Origin of the sequence: Parasedimentitalea marina, assembly GCF_004006175.1 — a bacterium.
Taxonomy (GTDB): domain Bacteria; phylum Pseudomonadota; class Alphaproteobacteria; order Rhodobacterales; family Rhodobacteraceae; genus Parasedimentitalea; species Parasedimentitalea marina.
Genome location: NZ_CP033219.1, coordinates 654091 through 677905, shown reverse-complemented (window position 1 = coordinate 677905; position 23815 = coordinate 654091). Strand labels below are relative to the sequence as shown.

The following is a 23815-nucleotide window of genomic DNA, read 5'->3' as shown; positions in this document are numbered from 1 at the left end:
GAACAATTAGGTGCATATGCACTTTAAATCGCAAGTTTACCCCTACGAAAGGCCTTGAAGCATGAAACGCATCCTTCCACTGGCACGCCGGAGCCTCCTAGCACTGTTTTTTATAGGCACGCTGGTACTTGGCACCACTGTGATCCACCAGCGGGCAGCCGAAGGCCGCACCCAGGATATAACCGGGGCAGCCGCTATTCCGGTAACCAGCGCCCGGATCCAAATCATTGATCACTATCAGGTCTTCGAGCACTTTGTAGGTCGCCTGGAGCCAGCCCAGCGCGCGGATACATCCTTTGAGCATGGCGGCCTGATCACTGACATTTTCACGGATGAAGGCCAGCACGTCGAAAAAGGGGCGATCATAGCCCGTTTGGACATTCAGATTTTGCAGACCGAGCTTGACCGCCTGCACGGACAGTTACAGCACGTGACCGCCCAGGTGGAACTTGCCCGGCTGACCGAGCAGCGCCAGATCAATTTGCAGGTCAAAGGCCATGTTTCTGATCAACGCGCCGACGAAGCCAGGCTCAAGACCAAGGCGTTTGACGGCCAGAGGATTGCGCTGCTCGCCTCTGTTCACCGCATCGAACTGGATCTGGAAAAATCGCTTCTGCGGGCTCCGTTCTCGGGCATTGTCGGGCGCAGGCATGTGGATGTTGGTACGGTTGTTCAGGGCGGCACTCCGGTCCTTGAAATCCTGGAAACCAGCGCCCCTCGGGCAAGGATAGGCATTGCCCCCGAGGCCGCAAAAGCACTGCACATTGGCCAACAAATAGACCTCTCTGCCGACGGCAGCTCGCTGGCCGGACGCATCTCTGCAATTCGCCTGGACATGTCCACGCAGACCAGATCGGTATCCGTTCTCGTGGATCTAGAGGCCAGAAAAAACGTACAATTTGGCAATACCATCCGCTTCCGATTGGCCCGCGACATCCCGGAAACCGGCGCCTGGCTGCAGATCTCTGCCCTGTCCGAGGGCTACAAAGGAACCTGGACCACACTTACCCTCAAGCCGACCGATACAGACGGCCAGTATCAGGTCGGTCAGGAAGCGGTAGAGATCATACACACCAACGGCCAGCAAGCCTTTGTCCGCGGCACCCTAACCGATGGTCAGCGCATCATCACGTCTGGCCGAAATCGGGTGATCCCGGGCCAAACTGTCTCCCTTGCTGAAACCGAATGAGGTCAGACATGAACACGCTTCTTTATCGCAATCCCCGTCTTTTGTTCCTTGTCCTCTCGGTCATCGTGGCGCTGGCCCTGTCAGCCATTACCAATATCGGACGCCAGGAAGACCCGACGATCACCGGCATTTTCGCAACAATCGTAACCCCCTACCCCGGGGCCAATCCGTCCCGGGTCGAGGCCCTGGTGACCGAAAAAATTGAACAAAAGCTGCGGGAAATTCCTGAAATTGATGAAATCAACTCAACGTCGAAGGTTGGTGTATCGGTGGTATCGGTCAAACTCTCAATCTATCTGCCAAAAGATCAGATCGAACAGGTCTGGTCTGAAATCCGCGATGCCGTCGCCGAGTCCCATTCTCAGTTCCCCGCAGGCATACCTGAACCGATCATAGACACTGACCGGTTTGGCGCCTTCACCGCAATCAGTGCGATCACCATGAACAACGGACACCTCGTAAACCCCGGCATTCAACGCCGATATGCTGAAATATTGCGGGACCGTCTGCGCAGTGTGCCCAACACCAAACTGGTCAGGCTGTTTGGCGACCAAAGCGAAGAAATCCGGGTCACCATCATGCCGGAACGGTTGGCCTCCTTGGGCATTCGGGTCGGCACCCTCGCGCAGCTTATCCAGGCGGCGGATGCAAAGGTCCGTGCTGGCAAACTATACGGCGATGCCTTTAATCTCTTGCTTGAGATCTCCGGTGAAATTGAGAGCCTTCAACGGGTTAGGGATATCCCGATCAACACCGATGCCAACGCAGCGACGGTGCGGCTGGGGGACATCGCAACAGTCGAACGGGTGGTCGCAGACCCGCCACGCGAACGCGCGTTTGCCAACGGAGATCAAGCGGTTCTGGTCGCGGTTCAAATTGAAAGCGGCCAGCAAGTCGACACCTGGTCAAACGCTGTCCAACAGGTTCTGGCCGAGTTTGAAAACTCTCTCCCGGACGGGATCTCTCATCAGCTTTTATTCGACCAAAGCCAATATACCTACAAACGTTTTGAAGGTCTTGCCCTGAACATGGCCCTTGGGGTTGGACTGGTCATTCTGGTGCTCTTCGTCTCGCTTGGCTGGCGTTCTGCGCTGGTTGTCGCCACGATTATTCCGCTGGCAACGATTATGTCAGCCACAATCATGAACGCGCTGGGATTGCAGATTCAGCAAATGTCCGTCTCTGGCCTGATCGTCGCGCTTGGCCTTCTTGTCGACGCGGCCATCGTCATGTCAGATGAGATAAAACGCCGGATAGAAGCTGGCATGACGGCGGTCAACGCGGTGGCCGACTCCGTGCAGCGGCTCATGATTCCATTGCTGGCCTCAACAATCACCACGATCCTGGCCTATCTGCCCATGGCCCTGCTGCCCGGACCTCCAGGCGACTTTATTGGCTCTATCGCCCTTAGCGTGATCATCATGCTTGCGGTGTCCTTTGGTCTGGCCATGACCGTCGCACCCGCCATCGCAGGCCACCTTCTTAAGGTCGAAAAACCCGGCGCGGCGCATTTTTGGCAGACAGGCATTTCCCTGCCCTGGCTTGCCAGAACCTTTGACGGCTCGATCCGTTGGTCCTTGAACAACAAAGGTCTGGCCATATTGGGTGCCTTGGTGCTGCCCGTCATGGGCTTTGTGTCCTTCCCGACACTGACCGCGCAGTTCTTTCCGGGCGTAGATCGCGACCAACTCTATATTCAGGTCAAACTGCCGGGTGATACATCCTTTGCCGCCACTGAAAACCTCGCAGAGCGTATCGATCAAAACCTTCGACAAAACAGCGACATAAAGAGAGTCTACTGGGTGGTTGGCGAAAGCGCGCCGTCTTTCTATTACAACTTGAAAATGGATCAGGACGGCGTGGCCAGTTTCGCCGAAGCGTTGATTACAACCACCTCTGCCGAGGCCACAGCGCAGCTTATTCCGCACCTGCAACAAACCCTTGATCGGTTGTTTCCCGAAGCCCAAATTCTGGTGCGCGGCCTGGTTCAGGGCCCGCCGGTTGATGCGCCTGTCGAACTCAGGTTGGTTGGCCCTGACCTTGAAACCCTTCGCGATTATGGCACGGCCATCCGGCACGTGATGACAGAGGTTCCCGAGATCACCCATACCCGGGCAAATTTAATTGGTGCCGATCCCAAACTGGTCTTCAACCTTGACGAGGAAAAGGTCCGCTTGGCCGGGCTGACCCTGAATGCCGTGGCCCAGCAGATGGATGCAAACCTGTCGGGAGTAATTGGCGGCTCACTGGTTGAGGCGACCGAGGAACTAAAGGTGCGCATTCGCCTGCACCAGACAAGCCGGGACTCGATCGCAGACATCAGCTCGATGCTGATTATACCGCCAAATAATTCTAATAACGCAACGGGTTATCACTTTCCCGCTCTGCCTCTCTCTGCCCTTGGCGACCTCGAACTTGTGCCCTCTGACAGCCCCATTGCCCGGCGCAATGGCGAACGGGTTAACACCGTTCAAGGGTTTGTCACTCTGGGGGTTCTGCCTCAAGAAGCCCTGACCAAGGTGCAATCGCTGTTACAGGACGCTCAATTCTCTTTGCCGGCAGGCTATCGTCTGGAACTTGGCGGCGATGCGGACGCGCGGGCTGAAACGGCCGGAAATCTGGCCAAGTCGGGTGGTCTTGTGGGCATTCTGACCTTCATCACGATTTTCCTGACATATGGGTCTTATCGACTAACCGCCGTGACGCTTATTGTTGCCGTGCTCTCGATGGGCCTGAGCCTGTTGTCACTGGCCGTCTTCAAATACCCGTTTGGCATTCAGGCCCTGATCGGAACCATTGGCTCCATCGGCGTGTCGGTCAATGCTTGCATCGTTATCCTGACCGGCCTGCAGGAGGACAAGGGAGCGATGACTGGGGACCCCAACGCCATCCGGGCCGTGGTCACCCGCTCCGCGCGCCATATCCTGTCCACCACCCTGACGACTGTCGGCGGATTTATCCCTCTTATCCTTGCCGAAGGGAGCTTCTGGCCGCCGTTTGCAATGGCCATCGCGGGTGGCGTCTGGCTGTCGATGGTCGTCTCATTCTACTTCACCCCGGCCATGTTTGCCCTGCTTTTGCCGAAGCCTAAAAAGGCCAAGGTGTTGGTCAACACACCGGCTTTGCACGAGTTTCCAGCACTGCAAGCAGCGGAATGAAACGTATGTTGTTTTGACGTCACCAACACGCACCGAATATTCATGGGGTTGGTGTACTCTCGTCCAACCCCATGCCTCAACCTGGCTGAGATGGGTCCACCGCCAGGAGTACCCATCGCTCCGGATTCACCCCCGCATCCCGGCCCGCAGTTCTCAGCCGTGGCACCTCGCACCACCACCCTGCCCAGATAGGCCATTGCACTTGCGCCTTACCCGATACAGATCGCAATCTGATCGTCCAACATACTGACAAACCGACGTAATCCTAATCCAATGGCAGACCGCTTGGCACCGCTGTCGGCTCCCCAAATGGCGGCGCGGAAACACTGCTACCGGTCAGGCTGCCGAGGAAGTCTACAAGCCTGCGAATGTCATCATCGCTCAACCAAACACTGTCGATATCCAAGGCCTGTTGCTGACGATGCATTTCGCGCTGATCCTGCCAGACAACAAAATCAATATCGCTAAACCAAGGAGCCAGCGGCAGTGCTGCCATCGCCGGACGCCATTTCACCATTGCTGCGCGGGGGTCCAGGTGATGCCGTATCATACCTTCAAGATCCGGGTAGGCGCCATTGTGACCATATGGTGCCGTCAGCGCCACGTTGCGCAACATCGGTGTGCGAAACTTGTAAGCATCTTCCAGGGCATCACTTTCCGCCATACGGCCGACGTCGCGCGCCATTGGATCAAACCGCCGCGTGCGACCGGGTCCAAACGGCGGCAGGCCCAGCGCATGAAAGCTTTGGTCGCTCAGCAGGCGGCCGGAATGACACGACGCACACTTGCCCTTGCCGTAAAAGATGTCAGCACCAGCGATCTGCGTCTCGGTAAGCGCCGATGTATCACCAGCTAAAAACTGATCAAACGGGCTGTCGATGCTTTGCCATTCAACAGCCATAAAGGCCGCCAATGCATTGGCAATCTCCACAATGGTAACCTGCTTCGCTGCGGTGATGTGATCAAAGGCCGCAACAAATCGATCTCCATACTCAGGAATAACCCGCACCCGTTTGGCCAAGATCGGCCAAGCCGTATCGATCCGGTCGTGCAATGCACCTGCAACTTCATTTTCCCTTGGGTTCCCGGCCATTTCAAATTGGGCCACCAATGGAAACACCGCCTGGGCCGCAAGAATAGAATTGAACCCCTTGGGCAACCACTCTTCGGCTGGTGAGTTGAAGCCGTTGCCATAACTATCAGATCGGCTCAGTCGCCCGTCATGGAACAAAGTATCGATGTCGCGCGCGCCCAGGTTCCACAGCCCTGGCGCGTTCCGGGGGATTCGTTTTCGAATGCGGTTTTCACCACGTCCCGCTGTCCGCTCCGGCCCAAGCCCGGTGCCGCCCTCACCAATGCCAAGCGACAACCCATCGCCAGTGCCCAAGTCAGGGTGATGGCAGGTCGAACAGCTGATATTTCTGTTCCCCGACAGTATTTTATCGTAGAATAACAACTGACCGAGCGCAGCCTGATCACGGTTGAAACTCAAAAAATCCGCCGCCGTCAATGGCGCGGGAAACTCGCCTCCCTGGGCTGTCCCTGCTGTCAGGATCAAGCCCGCAACAACAGACCGGAGACCCCATAAATGCGCTACTCTTTGATGGCCCTGTTCCTGATCGTTTCGCCCGCCTTTGCGGAAATTGAAAAAGCGCGCGACTTGATGGAGGCCGGTCAGTTTCAAGCCGCATATACCGAATTGTGGCCCGCGGCCCGATCTGGCAACGCCGACGCCGAAGAGCTGATTGGGGTAATGTATGCCATGGGTTTGGGTGTCACCCGCGACGATCAACGCGCCTTTGACTGGTATCTGCGCAGCGCCATGAAAGGACATCCGGGGGCGCAATCCGGGGTCGGCTGGTACTACGAAGTTGGCCGCGGCATGCCCGCACCGGACTTGGTCCGGGCCTATATGTGGTACACGCTCAGCGCCATTGGCGGTGACCCGGATGCAGCTATCTCGCTGGAGGAGGTGGTCAAGAAGATGACTAAGGAAGAAATTGATAAGTCTCATATCCTGGTCAATGATTACAAGGTTTGGATGTATCCGTTCCGCTAAACGGTTTGCATCGCAAGCAAGCTATTCCTGCCTGCAACACAATTGTTCAGGGGCCAGGGAAGGGTCGCCCTCCCTGGCCGAGTGATCATTTCAGATCAGCCGCGCGCGCAGCATTAACGTCTGCTTCGGCCGCAGCAACGGCATCGGTCAGTGCGGTAAAGATTTCTTCGCCATTTGCTACATTGCCCTTGAACCAGTCATAAACCGGGGCAGCAGAGGCCTTGAAGGCCGCCTTTTGCTCTGGTGTTGGCACGTATAGATCACCACCACCGGCGACAAAATCTGCATAGGCCTGGATCGATTTGCGCTTGGGCGAGGCAAACGTTGCCTGCTGCAGTGCATTAAACCCATCCACAACAACCCGACGCATATCTTCTGGCATCGCTTGGAATTTCTGGTTCGACATCCACCACAACGCGCCCATGTAGGCATGGCCGTCCAGGGTCACATATTGAAGACCAGCATCGGGGAACTTCATGCCCATAATGTCGGTGATACCGTTTTTCGACCCTTCAACAACACCGGTCTGGAACGATGTGAAAAGCTCGGGCCATGGGATCGGTGTTGGCGAAGCGCCCAGTGCTTTGACCAATTCCTGCGGCAGGTCAGCCACCACGGTCCGGATCTTTAGCCCTTCCATATCCGCAGGCTCTGCAACACGGCGTTTGGTGTTGGCAAAATTGCGCCAGCCGCCGGTGTTCCCGATGGTCATCAGACGGATCATATCATCGGAATCTGCCAGTGCCATGGCGCGCATTTTGCGGGTGAAATCACCCGACAGCACATGCTCGGCAATCCTGTCATCGGCCATCAGGTAGGGCAGGTCCAGAACTTGCACATATGGGAAAATGCCCGAAGCGCCACCCGAAGTGGAGATATAGACATCGATCGATCCGTCAGCCACACCCTGCAGGCATTCGGCGCCGTTTGAACACAGCTGTGTGCCGATAAACAGTTCCACTTCGATGGCACCGTTTGACGCCGCCTCGACGTAGTTTTTGAACACAACAAGACCATCATAGTCCTCGTCGTTTTCATTGGAGTTGGCCGTTGCGCGGATTGTGTAATCCGCAGCCGAAGCACTGATCGCGGAGCCAGCCAACATGGCCGCTACAGTCAGCGTCTTGAGGGTCGTCTTAAGCATAGGTGGTTCCTCCCTTTTATACTTATTATACTTAGTTAGTTCGCAAACCCGGTCAGGCGCGGGATTGTCATGGAAATGGCGGGGACGTAGGTGATCAAAAAGATCACCAGAATTTCAACCAGCAGAAACGGCAGAATGGCTTTGGCAATGGCCTCGACCCGTTCTCCGGACACCGCCGAGGCAACAAACAGCACCAAGCCCATCGGCGGCGTTGCGAGACCGACCGTTAGGTTGACGCTCATGATGATGGCAAAGTGGATCGGATCAACACCCAGATCGACAAAGATTGGCCCCAGGATCGGCCCCAGAATGATGATCGCCGGGCCGGCATCCAGGAACATCCCCACGACAAACAACAAAAGATTTATCAGGAACAACAAGATCAGGGGGTTCTCGGACAGGGACAAAATGAACGAGGCCAGCTGTTCCGGCGCATGGCTCAGGCTGACAACAGTTTTAAATGCCATCGCCGCGCCGACCAACAGCAGCACCACAGAGGAGATCAGCCCGGCTTTGCTTAGAATTGCAGGAATCTCGCTGATCGTCAGGGTGCGCATCACAAAGAAACCAATGAACAATGCATAGGCAACGGCGACAGCGGCGGCCTCTGTTGGGGTGAAGACGCCGACCAGAATACCGCCCAGAATGATCACTGGGGTCATCAAAGGGAAAAACGCCTTTAGCGACGCCCTGCCCCGTTCCGGCCAGGTGGATTTCTTGCTGGCAACCGGAAAGTCGTATTTGTCGGCCATCACTTTGACCACCAGCATCAGACCAACACCAACCAGAATACCCGGAACGATGCCCGCCAGAAACAGCGCCGCGACGCTTTCGCCCATGACATAGGCATAGATGATCATGATGCCCGATGGCGGAATGATCGGCCCAATAACCGAGCTGGCCGCAGTGATCGCAGCCGAGAACTTTCGGCTGTACCCCTGTTTCTCCATCGCCGGGATCAACATGCTGCCCAAGGCCGAGGTATCGGCCACTGCCGAGCCGGACAGCCCGGCAAACAGCATCGACGACAGGATGTTCACATGCGCCAAACCGCCACGTAAGTGCCCCATCAATGCCTGGGCAAACTCGACCAGACGCATGGTGATGCCGCCTTTGTTCATCAGCTCGCCGGCCAGCATGAAAAACGGGATCGCCATCAGCGGAAAGCTGTCCATGCCATTGTAAACATTGCGGTACAGCAACGTGATGTCGCGTTCCTGACCGTTGAGATACAGCAGCAGGCCCGGCGCGGCCAGCAGGCCAAAAAACACCGGCAGGCCAATCATCAGGAAGATCAGAAAGACAGGCAGAAACCATATCAGCATCAGTCAGCTCCTACTGCGCTAGAGGGGTCTGAAAGGTCCGGCAAATGATCGCCACCACCAAGAAGTCTTACGATCGCGCGCAAGATAAGCTCGACATTGACCATGACCAACAGGATCACCCCGACCAACAACGAGGCCATCATCCACGACCGGGGAACCCGCAGCCAGTCGTCAAAGCCAAATGAGATTGGAACATATAGCGAGGCAGTGGCAAAGCGACCGCCAAATCCAGTGACCTCGCCCCAGCCGATTTTCACGGCGACAACCAGCACCAGCAGCGTCACTGTCAGCAGTACAAGTGACAATATCTGACTGGCGATGCGCGGCAGTGCGACGGCCAACATATCAATGGCCACAAACCCACCTTGCCGAAATGCAGTTGGCGCCATCAGGCCCGTCATCCACAACATGCAAAAGCGCGCCGCTTCGTCCGGCCAGGGTAACGCGCTGTTCAAGATATAACGGAAAAAGACCTGCACCAGGATCGACACAACCATCAGCGCCACGGCCACAATGCCGATTGCACGCCCAAGCTTTAACAGCTGAGCGTTTACCATGCTAATCGGCGCTAGCACCGCCAACAGTCCTCCCATTTGGCTCTCCCTTTAATACACCGGGATCCTCTTCCCAGTGTCCGTGTTTACGTCTGTGCTGCTTGCCCAAACTTCCCTGCGTAAAATGTCAGTGCATCCCCATCCCGCATTTCGGCCTGATCAACTCTGCCGACCACAATCATGTGATCGCCGCCGTCATATGCGGCTGTTTTGGTACATTCGAAACGGGCCAGGCAGTCCTCGATCAACGGCACGCCCTGCGCGTTGAGGTGATGTATAATGTCGTCAAACGCATGGGCGTTTTTGCCAAAACCCTGGCACAATTCGGTCTGGTCGGCGCTTAGAACATGAATGGCGTAGTGTTTCGCTGCCGCGAAATACCGAAACCGGCGCGACGTTTTGGCTGGTGCCCAAAGCACCAGCGCCGGGTCCAATGAGACAGAAGAGAAACTGTTGACGACAATCCCAACAGGGCCGTCCTCGCTTGGGGCTGTCACCACGGTGACGCCAGTGGCGAACCGGCCAAAAGCATCCCGCAACTGACGTGCGTTGCCCGCTTCAGGTGCAAACGTCACCGGCATATCCATCGCCCCATCCGGCATCAGGCGACCTCACCACCTAAAGCGGCCTCATAAAGGCGGAACCAGGTGACACGGTCCATATTGACCTTCAGCGCATCGGAAATTCGGCCAATGCGCTCCAGATTATTGGTTCCAAGAACCGGCAGCAATTTCGCGGGGTGCGCCAGCAGCCAGGCCACTGCCACTGCACTGCGATCGACACCGTTCTCACCGGCGATTTCGTCCAGCAGCGCGCCCATCGCCCCTTCGGCCCCAATCAAGGCCCCGCCACCCAGCGGTGACCAGGCCATCAGATGCTGTCCCAGCCTTTGGTGGAACGCCAGATCACCGTTGGTGAAGGATGAAATCTCACCCAGGCTGACTTCGATCTGGTTGGTCACCAGCGGAGCAGACATCGCCGATTGCAGCAGCTCGAAATCCCACGGGCGAAAATTCGAAACGCCGATGGCCCGAACCTTGCCGCTGGTCACCAGCCCGTCCAGGGCGGCACCGGTTTCATGGTGGTCCATGAAGGGATCGGGGCGGTGGATCAACAGCACATCAACGTGATCAATGGCCATCTCGCGCAGCGACAGCTCGACAGATTTTTCAATATGCAGGCGCGAAGTGTCGTAGTGTTTAACCGCAACATCCGAGTAACGGCCGCAGGGTGCGACAATCGCGCATTTGGTCACGATTTCCATTTGATTGCGCAGACCCGGGTTGTTGCGCAGCGCGCCCCCCAGAACAGCCTCGGCACTGTAGTCGCCATAGATATCGGCCTGATCAAAACTGGTGATGCCCTGATCCAGACAAGACTGGATTTTCGCTTGGACATGGGCGGGTGATGTATCGGCATCATCACCAATACGCCACATGCCGTAAACCAGACGGCTCATCGACAAATCAGACGAGAATTTTACGCGTTCCATCAGCGACGTACTCCATTGCCCAGCGGTGTCGCAGGCATATCAGTTGGGACGCGGCCGTACTCATGCGGCAGCGAACAGGTTTTCAGATTTGGCAGGATACGAGCCCCAAAATGCTTGGCCTCTTCGATGTGGGGGTATCCCGAAAAGATAAACGCCCGCATGCCCATTTTCTGATAGGTTTCTATCTTGGACATCACCTGATCAGTTGATCCAACCAGCGCCGCGCCGCATCCAGACCGCGCCCGGCCAACCCCAGTCCAGAGGTTCGGCTCGATATAGCCATACTCATCCGCAACGTCGCGGTTCTTGGACTGATGGCTAACCCCCAGCGAGGTCGCATCCAAAGCCCGCTCGCGGATCTTCCGGCCATAGTCGTCGTCCAGTTTTGACACGATATACTCAGCGTATTCCTGCGCTTCTTTTTCGGTATCCCGAACGATCATGTGCACACGCAGACCATAATCCAGTGTCCGGCCGTATTTCTCGGCAACTGCGTGGACCGCTTTCATCCGGCCGGCCAGCTCGTCTTCTTTTTCCGGCCACATCAGATAAACATCACAATGTTCACCACAGAGTTCCAGCGCTGAGGGAGAGTAGCCACCAAAATACAGCAACGGGCCGCCTGTTTGATATGGGCGCACCGGATCTGTGGTCAGGCCCTGAAAGGTATAGACCTCGCCCTGATGATTGATCTCATCACGCGTCCAGGCTTGCTTTAGCACTTCGACAACTTCGCGGGACCGCTGATAGCGATAGGCACTGTCAGCCTTTTCACCGGGAAAGTCCGAGCTGATGATATTCACCGTCAACCGCCCCTTCAGCATGTGATCCAGCGTGGCAAGGGTGCGCGCCAGCATGATCGGCTGCACCTCTCCACAGCGCACGGCGGCCAACATGTTGATCTTATCCGTGATCGGCGCACAGCCCGCCACAAAGGACAACGTATCCTGCCCCACCTGATAGGAAGACGGGCAAAGGACATTGCGAAAGCCCTGCGACTCGGCGGTTTTTACGATGTCCGAACAATGCTCCCACGAGGATCGCAGATCGCCCTCAGGAACGCCCAGAAATTGGTAATCATCGGAACACAGCGCAGCAAACCACGAAACCTCTGCGGCATCCAAATCAGCTGATGTTACTGGAACGACGGTCATCCAAATTCTCCTGCACTCACTTCCACTTTCATCTTGCGTAGCACCCACAATGATGTAGATCAATAGTGTATCAATTTTCCCTGTGACAGGCTGACGCATAAAATGTCCCCGACAAATCAGACAACAACCGCACTGCCAAAATACGTGCAGATCAGCGAGTTGCTGATCCGCGACATTGCTGCCGGCCGCCTATTGGACGGAGAGCGACTGCCCCCCGAACGAGACATGGCCAATCAGCTGGGGATATCCGTTGGAACCCTGCGGAAATCGCTGAAAGAGCTAACAAACAAAGGGCTATTAGAGCGGGTACACGGATCAGGTAACTACATCCGCCACGGCAATGTTGAGGCCAGCGTCTACGCAATGTTCCGGCTGGAACTCCTGGCAGGCGGCGGATTGCCAAGGGCTGATATCCTGGAGCTGGAAACAGTCGAGAAACCCGCAGATCTGCCCGAATTTGGCACCTCTTCCAGTGGCGCACGCATCCGCCGTTTGCGCTATCTCAATAATACAATCATTGCCGTGGAAGAGATCTGGCTTGATGCCGACTCTGGCGAAGTACGCCTCGAAGCGATATCAGATTCGCTATATCACTATTATCAGAAGCAGCTCGGGTTCTGGATATCACGCGCCGAAGACCGTGTCGGGATCGGATCTGTCCCCGACTGGTCACCCAGGGCTTTCCCTCTGCAACCCGGCACCGTCACGGGTTACATCGAACGGTTGAGCTGGTCAGACAGACCGAATCCCGTCGAATTTTCCCGCACTTGGTTTGACACAGACAATGCGCTCTATGTGCAGCGCCTGAAATAAGGAATTGGGCATGCCCGACACTATCAACTATGGCATTATCGGTTGCGGTATGATGGGCCAGGAACACCTGCGCAATATCGCCCTGCTGCCCAACACCCGGGTGGCCGCCATATACGAGCCTGATTCTGAAATGGCAGCCAAGGCCCATGTGCTGGCCCCTGATGCGGTGTTTGTTTCGTCTCTTGCCGCGCTCCTGGCTGTGCCCGAGCTGGATTGCCTGCTCATTGTAAGCCCCAACTTTTGCCACATGGAACAGCTGGAACACATCAAGGCACTGCGGCCCTTACCGATCCTGGTGGAAAAACCACTGTTCACTGATCCCAAGGATGCCGCCCGCCTGGAACAGTTCCGCGCAGAGTATTCTGCCCCTGTCTGGGTAGCGATGGAGTATCGCTATATGCCGCCCATCGCGGCCCTGCTGAAGGAAGCGGATGTGGCGACCGGAGGTGTTGCGATGCTGACCATTCGCGAGCATCGCTTTCCATTTCTCGAGAAAGTCGGCGACTGGAATCGCTTTAATGCCAAGACTGGTGGCACCTTCGTCGAAAAATGCTGCCACTTCTTCGACCTGATGCGTCTGGTCCTGAAATCAGAACCGGTCCGGATCATGGCCTCTGCAAGCCAGTCGGTGAACCATCTGGATGAAACCTATGACGACAGGACCCCAGACATTCTGGACAATGGCTATGTCATCGTCGACTTCGCCAACGGGTCGCGAGCAATGCTGGAACTCTGCATGTTTGCCGAAGGCGCGCGCTATCAGGAAGAAATTTCGGCTGTTGGACCACATGGTAAAGTCGAAGCCCTGGTTCCCGGCCCGGGTCGGTTCTGGCCAGATCATCTGGGTGCGGCGCCTACTCCGAAGTTGATCATCAGCCCAAGGTCACCCAAGGGGCCGGAACTGCGCGAAATCCCCGTGGACGCCACCCTGTTAGAGGCCGGGGATCACAACGGATCGACATTCTACCAGCACAAAGGCTTTCTTGCACTTGTCCGTGGCCTCCAGCCAGACCCAGAGGTCAGCCTAAGCGACGGTTGGAAAGCTGTGGCAATGGGAATGGCTGCCCAGCAGTCAGCTCTTTCAGGCCAACCCGTGAACGTGGATTCAAACGGGCACTTTCCATTGTTCCCCAAACCGTAACACTTGGCAGGATTGGCGTCGGGCCTTCACCGGTTGGATCATCGTTGCAGATGTCTCTATTTCTCCAATGGCTTGCACCAGATCTAACCCACAAACCTAAATGACTCGTTTTGGTGATTTTTCCAAAACGGACAGGGATGGGCAATATCCGTAACTGCATCCGGTCGGAGGGCTGACGGGTCCGAAAGGCACGACCGTGCCGCAGTGTCTGGCACAGACCGAAAGCCTTGCCCCAGAGGGAACAATAATACATATTCGAATAGAAGAATAAATGGAGAGAGTGATGAAGTTACCCAGAAGAAATTTTCTTGCGGGCAGCGCTGCATTGACGGCTGGCGCTGCACTCGGCTTGCAATCCGGATCGGCTCACGCAGAAATCGCTATGGGCGACATCAAGATTGATGTTGTCAGCGATGGATCACTGACACTTCCGGGCGGCTTTATTTTTGATCCGATGCCCAGGGATGAATTATTGCCCATTCTCGACCGATACGGGCAGTCTGCCGAGGTTCTGACCCCGCCCTGTAATGTCACCTTACTGCGGCAAGGGGATCGGACGGTTCTGTTTGATGTTGGTTCCGGTCCGGATTTCTCACCAAATTCCGGTATTCTCTTGACCTCACTAGCGGCCCTGGGTGTGACACCGGAAGATGTGACCGACATCATCTTTACTCATGCACATCCGGATCATTTGTGGGGGCTGCTGGATGATTTTGACGATCCCCTCTTTCCGGACGCCAGCTACATGATCGGCAAGAAAGAATGGGACTACTGGATGGATCCGAACACCATAGATGCGGTTGGTGAATCGCGGGCCTCTTTCGCGGTTGGCGCACAACGCAGGTTGTCGATGATCGAAGATCAGATCACCATGTTTGGCGACGGCGAGGAAATCATGCCGGGCATCGCCGCGCGCGCTTCAGTTGGACACACGCCAGGTCACATGGCGCTGGAAATCCGCAATGGAACTGAGGCGGTGATGATCCTTGGCGACAGCATCGGCAACGACCATATCGCCTTTGCGAAACCCGGTTGGGCATCGGGCTCAGATCAGGCCCCCGAAACAGCGGCCGCAACCCGTACCCGATTGATGGATCAGCTGTCACATGAAAAAACCCGGGTGATCGGATATCACCTGACAGGCAATGGCATCGGCTATGTTGACAAGATGTCTGACGGCTATGCCTTTGTGGCGGAGGCATAATAATGAAACACTCCATCCTTGCGCTTGCCCTGCTCGCCTCCCCTGCCTTTGCCAGCGAAGACATCGCCGATCAGTATCCCGGCTCGGTCCTGTATTCCAAACCCTACGAAGTGATCCCGGGTGTGTTCTCGGCGATTGGCGCAACAGCGCCACCAACCTATGAAAATGCCGGTCACAACAATAACCTAAGCTTCATCGTCACCAGTGACGGTGTTGTGGTGATCAACGGCGGGGCCTCTTACCAACTGGCCGAGGCGCTGCACCGTGAAATCAGGGCTGTGACGGATCAACCGGTAAAGCTGGTGTTCAACGAAAACGGTCAGGGCCACGCCATGCTTGGCAACTCATACTGGGCGGATCAGGGTGTTGAAATTGTAGCCCACACAGACGCCGCCGCTGAATTCGAAAACCACGGCGGCCAATCCCTGCGGGCAGCGCAAGCACGGGTCATGGAGAAGGCGGACAAAACCACTGTCGCTCTTCCAACTCAGACATTTGAAGACGCATATGTGGTTGAAATGGGCGGCGTGCAGATCGAAGCCCGCTACCTTGGCCCATCGCATAGTCCCGGAGACATTGTCGTCTGGCTGCCCGAGAAAAGCCTGGTCGTTGCCGGGGATATGGCCTTCCACGAACGTATGCTGCCGATTTTTGAGCATACAATGACCGCCGATTGGATCGAGACATGGGACAGCGCATTTGAACCGCTAAACGCCACCTATGTCATTCCCGGACACGGGCATCCCACCAATATGGATCAGGTGCGCCGTTACACCCGTGACTACTTGGTCTATTTGCGCGCCCAGATCGGCGCCCATCTGGAAAATGATGGCGACCTGGCGGATGCCTATTATGTCGATCAGTCGCCTTATGCCAATCTGGATACCTTCGAAGAGCTTGCAACCAAAAACGCAGGCCGGGTCTATGAGCAGATGGAGTTCGAATAAGCCGTTTGATAAAACCGCCAATCAGATCCTTTTCTGATTGGCGGTTTTACCGTTTAGCCAGTGGCTACTGTGCGGCGATCGGTTGCCGTGCAAGCCGGCACTGCTCCCACAATTCACCAAGCGCGGTGATCAGGTGGTCGATGTCGCGATCCGAATGCACCGGAGAGGGCGTGATGCGCAGCCGCTCGGTCCCTTTGGGAACAGTGGGATAATTGATGGGCTGAATGTAGACACCATAGTCTTTTAGCAAAACATCCGAGATGAATTTGCATTTAACCGGATCGCCGACCATCACCGGAATGATGTGGCTGGCGTTGGTCACATGTGGAATGCCCACCTGCTCAAGTTTCGCCCGCACTTTTGCAACGTTGGATTTTTGCATGTCGCGTTCAACAGTGCTTTGCTTGAGATGACGAACAGAGGCCGCGGCCCCCGCGGCTATCGCCGGTGGCAACGCCGTGGTGAAAATGAACCCGCTGGCAAAGCTACGCACAAAATCGCACAGCTCATCCGAGGCGGCGATGTAGCCACCAACAACACCATAGGCCTTGCCCAAGGTGCCCTCAATCACCGTCAATCGATCCATCAGACCGTCGCGTTCGGCAATACCGCCCCCCCTTGGACCATACAGGCCGACCGCGTGAACCTCATCCAGATAGGTCATGGCGTTATACTTGTCCGCCAGATCGCAAATCTGCGCGATTGGCGCGATATCCCCGTCCATGGAATAGACGCTTTCAAAGGCTATCAGTTTTGGACAGTCCAGCGGCAGTGCGGCCAGCTTTGCCTCCAGATCCTCGAGGTCGTTATGTTTCCAGACCATCCGCTCGGCTTTTGAATGGCGGATACCCTCTATCATCGACGCATGATTCAGGGCGTCCGACAGCACGACACAGCCCGGAATGCGGCCCGCAATCGTCCCCAATGCAGCCCAGTTCGACACATAGCCCGAGGTGAACAACAGCGCAGACTCTTTGCCATGCAGGTCCGCCAGTTCCGCTTCAAGCAACACGTGATCATGGGTGGTGCCCGAGATGTTCCGGGTGCCACCAGACCCCGCGCCACAGCGATCCAGCGCAGCATGCATTGCGGCCAGAACTTTGGGGTTTTGCCCCATCCCCAGATAGTCATTCGAACACCAGATCGTCACATCATCCAGTGCATTCTCGCCGGCAGAATTGGCACCACGTGATGTTGCCTTTGGGAAGGCGCCACAATGGCGTTCAAGCTCTGCAAAAATGCGATAGTTGCCTTGCTCGCGCAAATCGTCCAGCGCGTCTTTGAAAAACCCTTGGTAATCCATTACTCCTCCAGCGCCTCTTCAACGATCTCAGCCAGCAGGGACTGGACTTCTTGCATCGGGCCCTCAGGGTAGTTTCGGTATCCGACCATGACCTGACCTTCGCGATCCGCAACAAATATACCGTAGGGACAATGGGCAATATTCATGGGGTCGGCCTCCATCATCTTGCGTGACAGAACCGCAGAGCAAAAAATGTAGATCTCGGCATTGTCAAACAGCGTGATATCGCTGCCCACATCCTGCTTTGTCCGGCTTAACATATCCCCGACATGACTGACGTAATCGATATTCAGGCCTTTGCCGATTATCGCGCTTTCCAGGCTGAATGCTGCATCGTCAAAGCTGCCGTCGTATGTATGGACCGTCGACGTACCATCCGCGATCGCAAGCCCCGCCGTGGTCGCTATCGCCGCCACAGCCAACACGCCGCCAAACAAAAATGATTTCATAGTTTCACTCCCTTATTGCCAGCGCATGTGCTGCGATTATGTGATCGTGAAACCCTTGCCGCAATGCCCACTGCAAGGGTCTGGGGCAGCATAGTCCGCCCCCTGTTTAACTTCCGAACGACCGGAGGTATTCGATGATTGCGGCCTGATCGGTCTCTTTCTTTAGACCAGAAAAGGACATTTTTGTACCCTTCAGGTAGGCTTTTGGTTTCGCCAGAAAGGCCGCCAGCTCTGCCTCGGTCCAGATCAATCCACCTTCGGCCGCCTTGGTCAGTGGTTTTGAGTATCTAAAGCCGTCAACCGCGCCAGCCGCACCATTGACGATGCCGGTCAGAATTGGCCCTGTGCGGTTCTTGGCGCCGTCACCAACCTGATGGCAGGCTTTGCATTTCTTAAATACCTTTGCACCGGCAGCAGCCAGTTCAGCGTCGATTGCATCAATCGCCACCTCATCCACTTCAACTTCAGTTGTTTCAGCGACCTCTTCCTCGGCAGCTCCAGCTTGATCAGGAGTCACATCCAAGACCAGCGCCCGCATGGTCACTTCGACCACGTCTTTGCAGTCCTGCATACAGGGCTCACCCGTCCATTGGACATATTCCGTTTCAGCCCGGTTATCGACGATGAACCCGTTCGCATTCGGCATCTCAACGTCAAAAAACGTCTCGTTTGAAAGAACGAAATCATCCTCAATCAGATCATTGGAATACAGGATATAGGCCACAATGGCATAGACTTCATCATCCGGCAGGCTACCGGCATCGCCATAGGGCATAGAGCGTTTGATGTAGTCAAAGGTGGTTGTCAGATACGGCCAATAGGAGCCAACGGTCTTTAGCGGGTCATCATGGTTCAGCGTATCTGCCCCGCCTGCCAGCTTGGGCCAGTTGCCGATGCCTTCGGCAAAATCACCGTGGCAGGATGCGCATTTATCGGCAAAGATCTCTTCGCCGACCAGCGCATCGCCTGATCCAACCGGCAACCCGGTGCCATTGGGGCTGATGTCGCCATCCCATGCGGCAATTTCCTCTGGCAGCGCCGTGCGACCCAGACCAAACTTACCCGCAATCGCCGGGGCTGCGATCAGTGAAACCGCCAAAGCCAAAGCTGTTGATTTAAGAAACTTCGACATTTTCTGCCTCACCGTTAGATCGCACCAGCCAGGTTTGGATACAGTTGTTATGATAGATCGAGTTCAGCCCACGCACTTCGCGCAATTGCGTCTTGGTGGGTTGCACATATCCGGTGTCATCCATGGCGCGCGATTGCAGCATCATCTCGGAACCGTCCCAGTCGGTATCAAGATAGAACCGCGTCAGCGCCATCTTCTCGCCCGGCTTCGCTAGCCGCGCCGTTTCCCAGTTCTTGCCGCCGTCTTTGGACACATCCACACGGGTGATCGCGCCGCGGCCGGACCATGCCAAACCGGTGATCACCAAAGGCCCGGTGCCATGTTTGATCGGCGCCTGTGGGCTGGGGCTGGTCACAACTGATTTCGCGTCCATCTCCCAGGTCCACTTGCGGCTGGTGCCGTCTTCCAGTGTATCGGTGTATTTGCTGGTCTCTTCGCGGCTCTCAACAGGGCCGTCCATCACCTCGATACGGCGGATCCATTTGACCCACATGTTGCCCTCCCAACCGGGAACAACCAGCCGTACCGGATAACCATGTTCCTTGCGCAGCGCCTCGCCATTGGCCTTGAAGGCGACCAACACGTCATCCAGCGCCTTTTCCATCGGGATCGAACGCCCGTTTGACGAGGCATCAGCGCCTTCGACAAAGACCCACTTGCCCGACAGGTCGCCGGTCGTATCAAGGCCGGCCTCTTCCAGCAGCGTGCGCAGTGGCACGCCGGTATATTCCATGTTGTGGATCATACCGTGGGTGAACTGTGCGCCGTTCAGCTGTGCGCCGGCCCATTCCATACCGGTATTGGCCGCACATTCGCAGAAATAGACGTGGTTTTCACGCGGGAACCGCTCCAGATCAGCGTAGCTAAACACCAGCGGAGTATCCACCAAGCCGTTGATCATCAGGCGGTAATCGTCCTTCTTCAGATCAATCGCACCCGAGTGATGCCGCTCAAACGCGCAACCTTGCGGGGTGATGGTGCCATCCAAGGCGTGGATCGGGGTGAAGTTGATAGAGCTGACGGTATCGGCGGTCAGCCATTCCACGTTGCGGCGGATCACGTCGCCTTCGTGTTCGGTTGGCAACCCATAGCGCACCGCATCCACACCATCGCCGAACCCCTGTGCCCAGGGCTGGATCTCGGTGATCAGTGGATCAGCTGTTTGCGCCTTTGCAGCGCCAGTTGTCAGAGCCCCTGCCCCGGCCGCCACCGCCCCCCCAAGGAAGGCGCGCCGGGAGCTGACCAATTCGTTGTCTTTATCTGACATATCAGATGCCTCTTACTTGTGAGTGCCGAGCCTAGGCTCCGACCACGTTCACACTGTTGTTTGGATCAAGCGAAATGGTGCCTTGTTTGGCGATATGCGCCTCGACCACGTCCCAGATTTTCGGACCTTCGGTGCCTTGATTGACCGAGGCCCAGCCGGCAACCTGATAGGTCTTGGACGGATCAATGACCTCTCCGGTTTTGAGCAATGTCATCTCGGTGATGCGGCTGCCCTGCGGCTTGGTGACATCGATCCGGTAGCCAAGACCACCAACGCGCACCATATCGCCGCCCTGCTGATAATAGGGGTCGGGATTGAACAGGTTGTCGGCAACGTCTTCCAGCACCACATGCAGGAACTCACCTGTCATTTCAGTCCTGTAGGCCTCGCCATAACTCATCGAAGTGACGTTCCAGATGTCTTCACGGGTGATGTCCTGTCCCGGCAAGATAGACGGCCCCCAGCGCACACCGGGCGACAGGGCAATATCCGCGTCACGTTCAGAAATCAGCGCGTCGCAGATCAGATCATCCCATGTGCCGTTAAAGTTGCCACGACGGTACAGGGTCTGGTCATCTGCCGTCTGGCCAATGACTTCGCTTAGCGTGTCCATGTAAGGCGCGCGTTGATCATCGATCAGCTGTGCCACCTCAGGGTCGGGAGTGATCACATCCGAGAAGATCGGGATCAGTTTATGACGAAAGCCCATCATACGGCCGTTGCGCACATCGAGATCGACACGGCTGACAAATTTCCCGTTTGAGCCGGACGCCACAATAATGGTGTCGCCGACCAAAACAGGTTCCGGCAGTGCGTCATGGGTGTGGCCAGACAGGATCACGTCAATCCCGCTCACCTTACCTGCCATCTGCTTATCAACGTCAAAGCCGTTATGGCTTAGGCAAACCACCAGCTCGGCCCCTTTGGCACGGACTTCATCGACCATTTCCTGCATCCGCTCGTCGCGAATACCAAACGAGTATTCGGGGAACATCCAGCCGGGGTTGGCGATTGGCATATAGGGAAAGGCCTGGCCAATCACAGCGACCTTCACGCCACCGCTTTCAAAGAATTTATACGGCGGGAACAGCTCGGTTGGCTCGTCCCATTCGGCGTCAAAGATGTTCTGGCCCAGCGCCGCGAATGGCAGACCTTCGACAATCTCGTTCACCCGCTCTGAGCCAAGCGTGAATTCCCAGTGGAACGTCATCGCGTCAGGCTTTAGCGCGTTCATAACGTTGACCATGTCCTGACCGGCCGTCTGATGGCAGGTATAGCTGCCATGCCATGTATCGCCGCCGTCCAACAGCAAGGCGTCCGGACGCGCGGCACGGATCGAGTTGATGACGGTCGCGACACGGTCTAGTCCACCCACGCGGCCATAGGCCTGCGCAAGCGACGAGAAATCACTGTGGCTTAGCGCATAGGCCGATGGGCTGCCGTCATCGATGCCATAGAGCTTGCGAAAGTCGGCACCGGTAACATGGGGCACCGCGCCTTTGTTTCCCCCAACCCCGATGTTGACCGAGGGCTCGCGGAAATAGATCGGCTTTAGCTGCGCATGGATGTCGGTGATGTGGATCAGGGATACGTTGCCGAAGGTGTCAAACTCTAACAGTTTATCTTGTGTCAGCGATTGTTGCGCGGCGACCCGCGCCCAATTTCCAAACCCGGATGCCCCATAAAGCGCAGCTGCTGCCATGCTGGTTTGCATAAAATCGCGGCGAGATATCATAGTGGTCCCTAGCTTATCAGACATATACGCATATATGAATTCGTTTTGATGTGGAAAAGCCCCAACGCCAATCGGCATTGGGGCCTTGAATTGTTTTTAGTTCCGAACCGAAGGCGTTTCAACAGAAAGCCCCTGACCGCGCGATGCAATATACAGCTCGAGCGATTTGAATTCGTCACCACCAACCTTGTAAGGCTGCGCCCGGATATTCTTCATACAGCCCTTGAAACGACCATGAGTAGAATTCAGCTTGGCGTTCTTTAGACGGTAGGTCGGAAACCCATTGGTCTGACCCTGGCTAAGGTGATCCGCGCGGATCATGGTGTCATAATTGTCTTCATGACAATTGGAACAGGACATATCCAGCTGCCCAACGCGGGTGTAATAAAGCTCTTTGCCCTGTTCCCAGAATTCCGCAGCTTCGCCGTCAATTGCGACGTTCATCGGCAGGCCACGTGACTGCAACCCGATCAAGGCTGTCATGCCAATCATCTGAGCGCCTGAATACTTCCAAGGTTCGGCCCCCATCTGCTCGGTACGGCAGCTGTTCACCAGATCCTCCATGGTGACTACCTTACCGTCTTCGACACGCGGCAATGTGGTCCGCAGGCCTGCAAAGTCCTCGACATTTTCATGGCACGACGCGCAGGATTTATCTTCGGTCCCGTCGACTTCGTTCCAGGAATCAATGGCCTGATCGACAAAGACAAATCCAGGATTGTCAAAATCATCAAGCTGCAGAGCCTGCGTTTCCCTTGCACGATAGATCCAGCCTGATGTCACTTCATCAAGGTTTTCCGCATGTGCCGGGGCTGCAGCCTGGATTGTGAAATCCTGCCCCTCAATAGATAGTGCCGCGGTTTCATCCGCATGGGTACTGACTGCCATCCCCATGAAACATGCCGTACTTACCAGTACTTTTATCGCTTTCATTCGGTCGTCCTCCCTAAACTGTCCGACCTCAGCCGATTGCGATTTTTTTCGCTGTTTCGTAGACTGACCCGTCATCGTCGTACCAGGTAAACTGGAATTCGCCGGCCTCGGGGACCAAGGCTTCGAATTCGAAGTACGGGTTTGTCGAAACGGCAGGTTCAATGGTCACGTCAATGACATTCTGCCCATTAAAATCCGCCGTGAAACGGTTGATGATCGAGCGCGGAATAAGGTTGCCGTCATCGCCTTTGCGCTGACCAGATTCCATCTTGTGGCTGATCAGAGTTTTGATGGTGATGACATCACCGGCCGCAGCCGTTTTTGGAACTTTGACACGAGGTTTTACACCAGAAGCCATAGTTGTTCTCCTCGTTTGAGTTAGCCGCCGCAGCCGCCGATTGTTACTTTTACGGTGGCGCTTGCCTTGCGGAATGAACCGTCTTCCATTTTGGCAATCGCAACGACATCCTGTGTCTTCGCCAAACGGATACGGGTTGATCCGGAACGAGACCCAGCAAGCGGCCCGAATTTAAAGGTCGCAACAGCCGGTGTTGGGTTACCGGATGCGAACAGGGCGATTTCAACCGCACCGGGGGCCGATACTTCGACCGGGACAGTGTTGCCGTTTTCCGCAATTTCTGGTGCGGTCAGATCGATACCACCCTCAGTGATATCCGCTCCGCCGGTCATGGCGGCAATCGCATCATCTGTCAGTGACGCAAATGCCGGAAGGCCAGCCAGCATAGCCGCGGCAAGTGTACCAGTGCCCAGCGCAAGCGCTTTTCGACGTGTTAGGTCCATTTCAATTCCTCCCAT

Annotated in this window: 22 protein-coding genes; 7 read left to right on the top strand and 15 right to left on the bottom strand. The window is 56.0% G+C overall.

What is annotated here, in order from left to right; genetic code table 11:
- Positions 1 to 61: 61 nt before the first annotated feature.
- Positions 62 to 1189, top strand: coding sequence for an efflux RND transporter periplasmic adaptor subunit (locus EBB79_RS03350; protein ID WP_127747579.1), 1128 nt, complete (start codon positions 62 to 64; stop codon positions 1187 to 1189).
- Positions 1190 to 1197: 8 nt separating this feature from the next.
- Positions 1198 to 4347: an efflux RND transporter permease subunit gene (locus EBB79_RS03345; RefSeq protein WP_127747578.1), complete on the top strand. Its 3150-nt coding sequence runs from the start codon at positions 1198 to 1200 to the stop codon at positions 4345 to 4347.
- A 265-nt stretch (positions 4348 to 4612) separates the two neighbouring features.
- Here EBB79_RS03345 and EBB79_RS03340 read toward each other — a convergent pair whose 3' ends face one another.
- Positions 4613 to 5839, bottom strand: coding sequence for a cytochrome-c peroxidase (locus EBB79_RS03340; protein WP_338045788.1), 1227 nt, complete (start codon positions 5837 to 5839; stop codon positions 4613 to 4615).
- A gap of 96 nt (positions 5840 to 5935) precedes the next feature.
- On the opposite strand from EBB79_RS03340, the gene EBB79_RS03335 reads away from it, so the two are divergent.
- Entirely contained in the window at positions 5936 to 6406 is a 471-nt protein-coding gene (locus EBB79_RS03335) for a tetratricopeptide repeat protein (protein ID WP_127747577.1), read from the top strand.
- Positions 6407 to 6491: 85 nt separating this feature from the next.
- Here the strand turns inward: EBB79_RS03335 and EBB79_RS03330 are convergent, their stop codons facing one another.
- From EBB79_RS03330 to EBB79_RS03305, 6 genes are read right to left on the bottom strand one after another with little or no spacing between them, the layout of a single operon-like run.
- Positions 6492 to 7550 carry a TRAP transporter substrate-binding protein gene (locus EBB79_RS03330; protein WP_127747576.1) on the bottom strand — a complete coding sequence of 353 codons (1059 nt, stop codon included), beginning with the start codon at positions 7548 to 7550 and terminating at the stop codon, positions 6492 to 6494.
- A 35-nt stretch (positions 7551 to 7585) separates the two neighbouring features.
- Positions 7586 to 8875, bottom strand: a complete 1290-nt coding sequence (locus tag EBB79_RS03325) for a TRAP transporter large permease (protein WP_127747575.1) — start codon at positions 8873 to 8875, stop codon at positions 7586 to 7588.
- Positions 8875 to 9468 (bottom strand): TRAP transporter small permease, encoded by a 594-nt coding sequence (locus EBB79_RS03320; protein ID WP_127747574.1) that lies wholly within the window; start codon positions 9466 to 9468, stop codon positions 8875 to 8877. The genes EBB79_RS03325 and EBB79_RS03320 overlap by 1 nt, the downstream gene beginning before the upstream one ends.
- A gap of 47 nt (positions 9469 to 9515) precedes the next feature.
- Complete coding sequence (locus EBB79_RS03315) at positions 9516 to 10031, bottom strand: flavin reductase family protein (protein WP_127747573.1); 516 nt, start codon at positions 10029 to 10031, stop codon at positions 9516 to 9518.
- The gene (locus EBB79_RS03310; protein WP_127747572.1) at positions 10031 to 10921 is read right to left on the bottom strand and encodes an aldo/keto reductase; all 891 of its coding nucleotides are present in this window, start codon (positions 10919 to 10921) and stop codon (positions 10031 to 10033) included. Before EBB79_RS03310 ends, EBB79_RS03315 begins: the two co-directional genes overlap by 1 nt.
- Positions 10921 to 12075: an LLM class flavin-dependent oxidoreductase gene (locus tag EBB79_RS03305; protein ID WP_127747571.1), complete on the bottom strand. Its 1155-nt coding sequence runs from the start codon at positions 12073 to 12075 to the stop codon at positions 10921 to 10923. Before EBB79_RS03305 ends, EBB79_RS03310 begins: the two co-directional genes overlap by 1 nt.
- A gap of 102 nt (positions 12076 to 12177) precedes the next feature.
- On the opposite strand from EBB79_RS03305, the gene EBB79_RS03300 reads away from it, so the two are divergent.
- The 4 genes from EBB79_RS03300 (at position 12178) to EBB79_RS03285 (ending at position 16180) form a co-directional block, all read left to right on the top strand.
- Entirely contained in the window at positions 12178 to 12888 is a 711-nt protein-coding gene (locus tag EBB79_RS03300) for a GntR family transcriptional regulator (protein WP_127747570.1), read from the top strand.
- A 10-nt stretch (positions 12889 to 12898) separates the two neighbouring features.
- Positions 12899 to 14029, top strand: coding sequence for a Gfo/Idh/MocA family protein (locus tag EBB79_RS03295; protein ID WP_127747569.1), 1131 nt, complete (start codon positions 12899 to 12901; stop codon positions 14027 to 14029).
- Positions 14030 to 14312: 283 nt separating this feature from the next.
- The gene (locus tag EBB79_RS03290) at positions 14313 to 15233 is read left to right on the top strand and encodes an MBL fold metallo-hydrolase (RefSeq protein ID WP_127747568.1); all 921 of its coding nucleotides are present in this window, start codon (positions 14313 to 14315) and stop codon (positions 15231 to 15233) included.
- A 2-nt stretch (positions 15234 to 15235) separates the two neighbouring features.
- Complete coding sequence (locus EBB79_RS03285) at positions 15236 to 16180, top strand: MBL fold metallo-hydrolase (protein ID WP_127747567.1); 945 nt, start codon at positions 15236 to 15238, stop codon at positions 16178 to 16180.
- A 64-nt stretch (positions 16181 to 16244) separates the two neighbouring features.
- Here EBB79_RS03285 and hemA read toward each other — a convergent pair whose 3' ends face one another.
- The 8 genes from hemA to soxY all read right to left on the bottom strand — a co-directional run bounded on the left by hemA (position 16245) and on the right by soxY (position 23800).
- Entirely contained in the window at positions 16245 to 17483 is a 1239-nt protein-coding gene (hemA, locus tag EBB79_RS03280; protein WP_127747566.1) for a 5-aminolevulinate synthase, read from the bottom strand.
- Positions 17483 to 17932 carry a DUF302 domain-containing protein gene (locus tag EBB79_RS03275; RefSeq protein ID WP_127747565.1) on the bottom strand — a complete coding sequence of 150 codons (450 nt, stop codon included), beginning with the start codon at positions 17930 to 17932 and terminating at the stop codon, positions 17483 to 17485. The genes hemA and EBB79_RS03275 overlap by 1 nt, the downstream gene beginning before the upstream one ends.
- A gap of 106 nt (positions 17933 to 18038) precedes the next feature.
- Entirely contained in the window at positions 18039 to 19064 is a 1026-nt protein-coding gene (locus EBB79_RS03270) for a c-type cytochrome (protein ID WP_127747564.1), read from the bottom strand.
- Positions 19048 to 20331, bottom strand: a complete 1284-nt coding sequence (gene soxC, locus EBB79_RS03265; RefSeq protein WP_127747563.1) for a sulfite dehydrogenase — start codon at positions 20329 to 20331, stop codon at positions 19048 to 19050. The genes EBB79_RS03270 and soxC overlap by 17 nt, the downstream gene beginning before the upstream one ends.
- Positions 20332 to 20362: 31 nt before the next feature.
- Positions 20363 to 22066, bottom strand: a complete 1704-nt coding sequence (gene soxB / locus EBB79_RS03260; RefSeq protein ID WP_127747562.1) for a thiosulfohydrolase SoxB — start codon at positions 22064 to 22066, stop codon at positions 20363 to 20365.
- A 96-nt stretch (positions 22067 to 22162) separates the two neighbouring features.
- Positions 22163 to 22999, bottom strand: coding sequence for a sulfur oxidation c-type cytochrome SoxA (gene soxA, locus EBB79_RS03255; protein ID WP_127747561.1), 837 nt, complete (start codon positions 22997 to 22999; stop codon positions 22163 to 22165).
- Between the two features lie 28 nt (positions 23000 to 23027).
- Entirely contained in the window at positions 23028 to 23357 is a 330-nt protein-coding gene (gene soxZ / locus EBB79_RS03250) for a thiosulfate oxidation carrier complex protein SoxZ (protein ID WP_127747560.1), read from the bottom strand.
- A gap of 20 nt (positions 23358 to 23377) precedes the next feature.
- Positions 23378 to 23800 (bottom strand): thiosulfate oxidation carrier protein SoxY, encoded by a 423-nt coding sequence (soxY, locus tag EBB79_RS03245; protein ID WP_127747559.1) that lies wholly within the window; start codon positions 23798 to 23800, stop codon positions 23378 to 23380.
- Between the last annotated feature and the right edge of the window lie 15 nt (positions 23801 to 23815).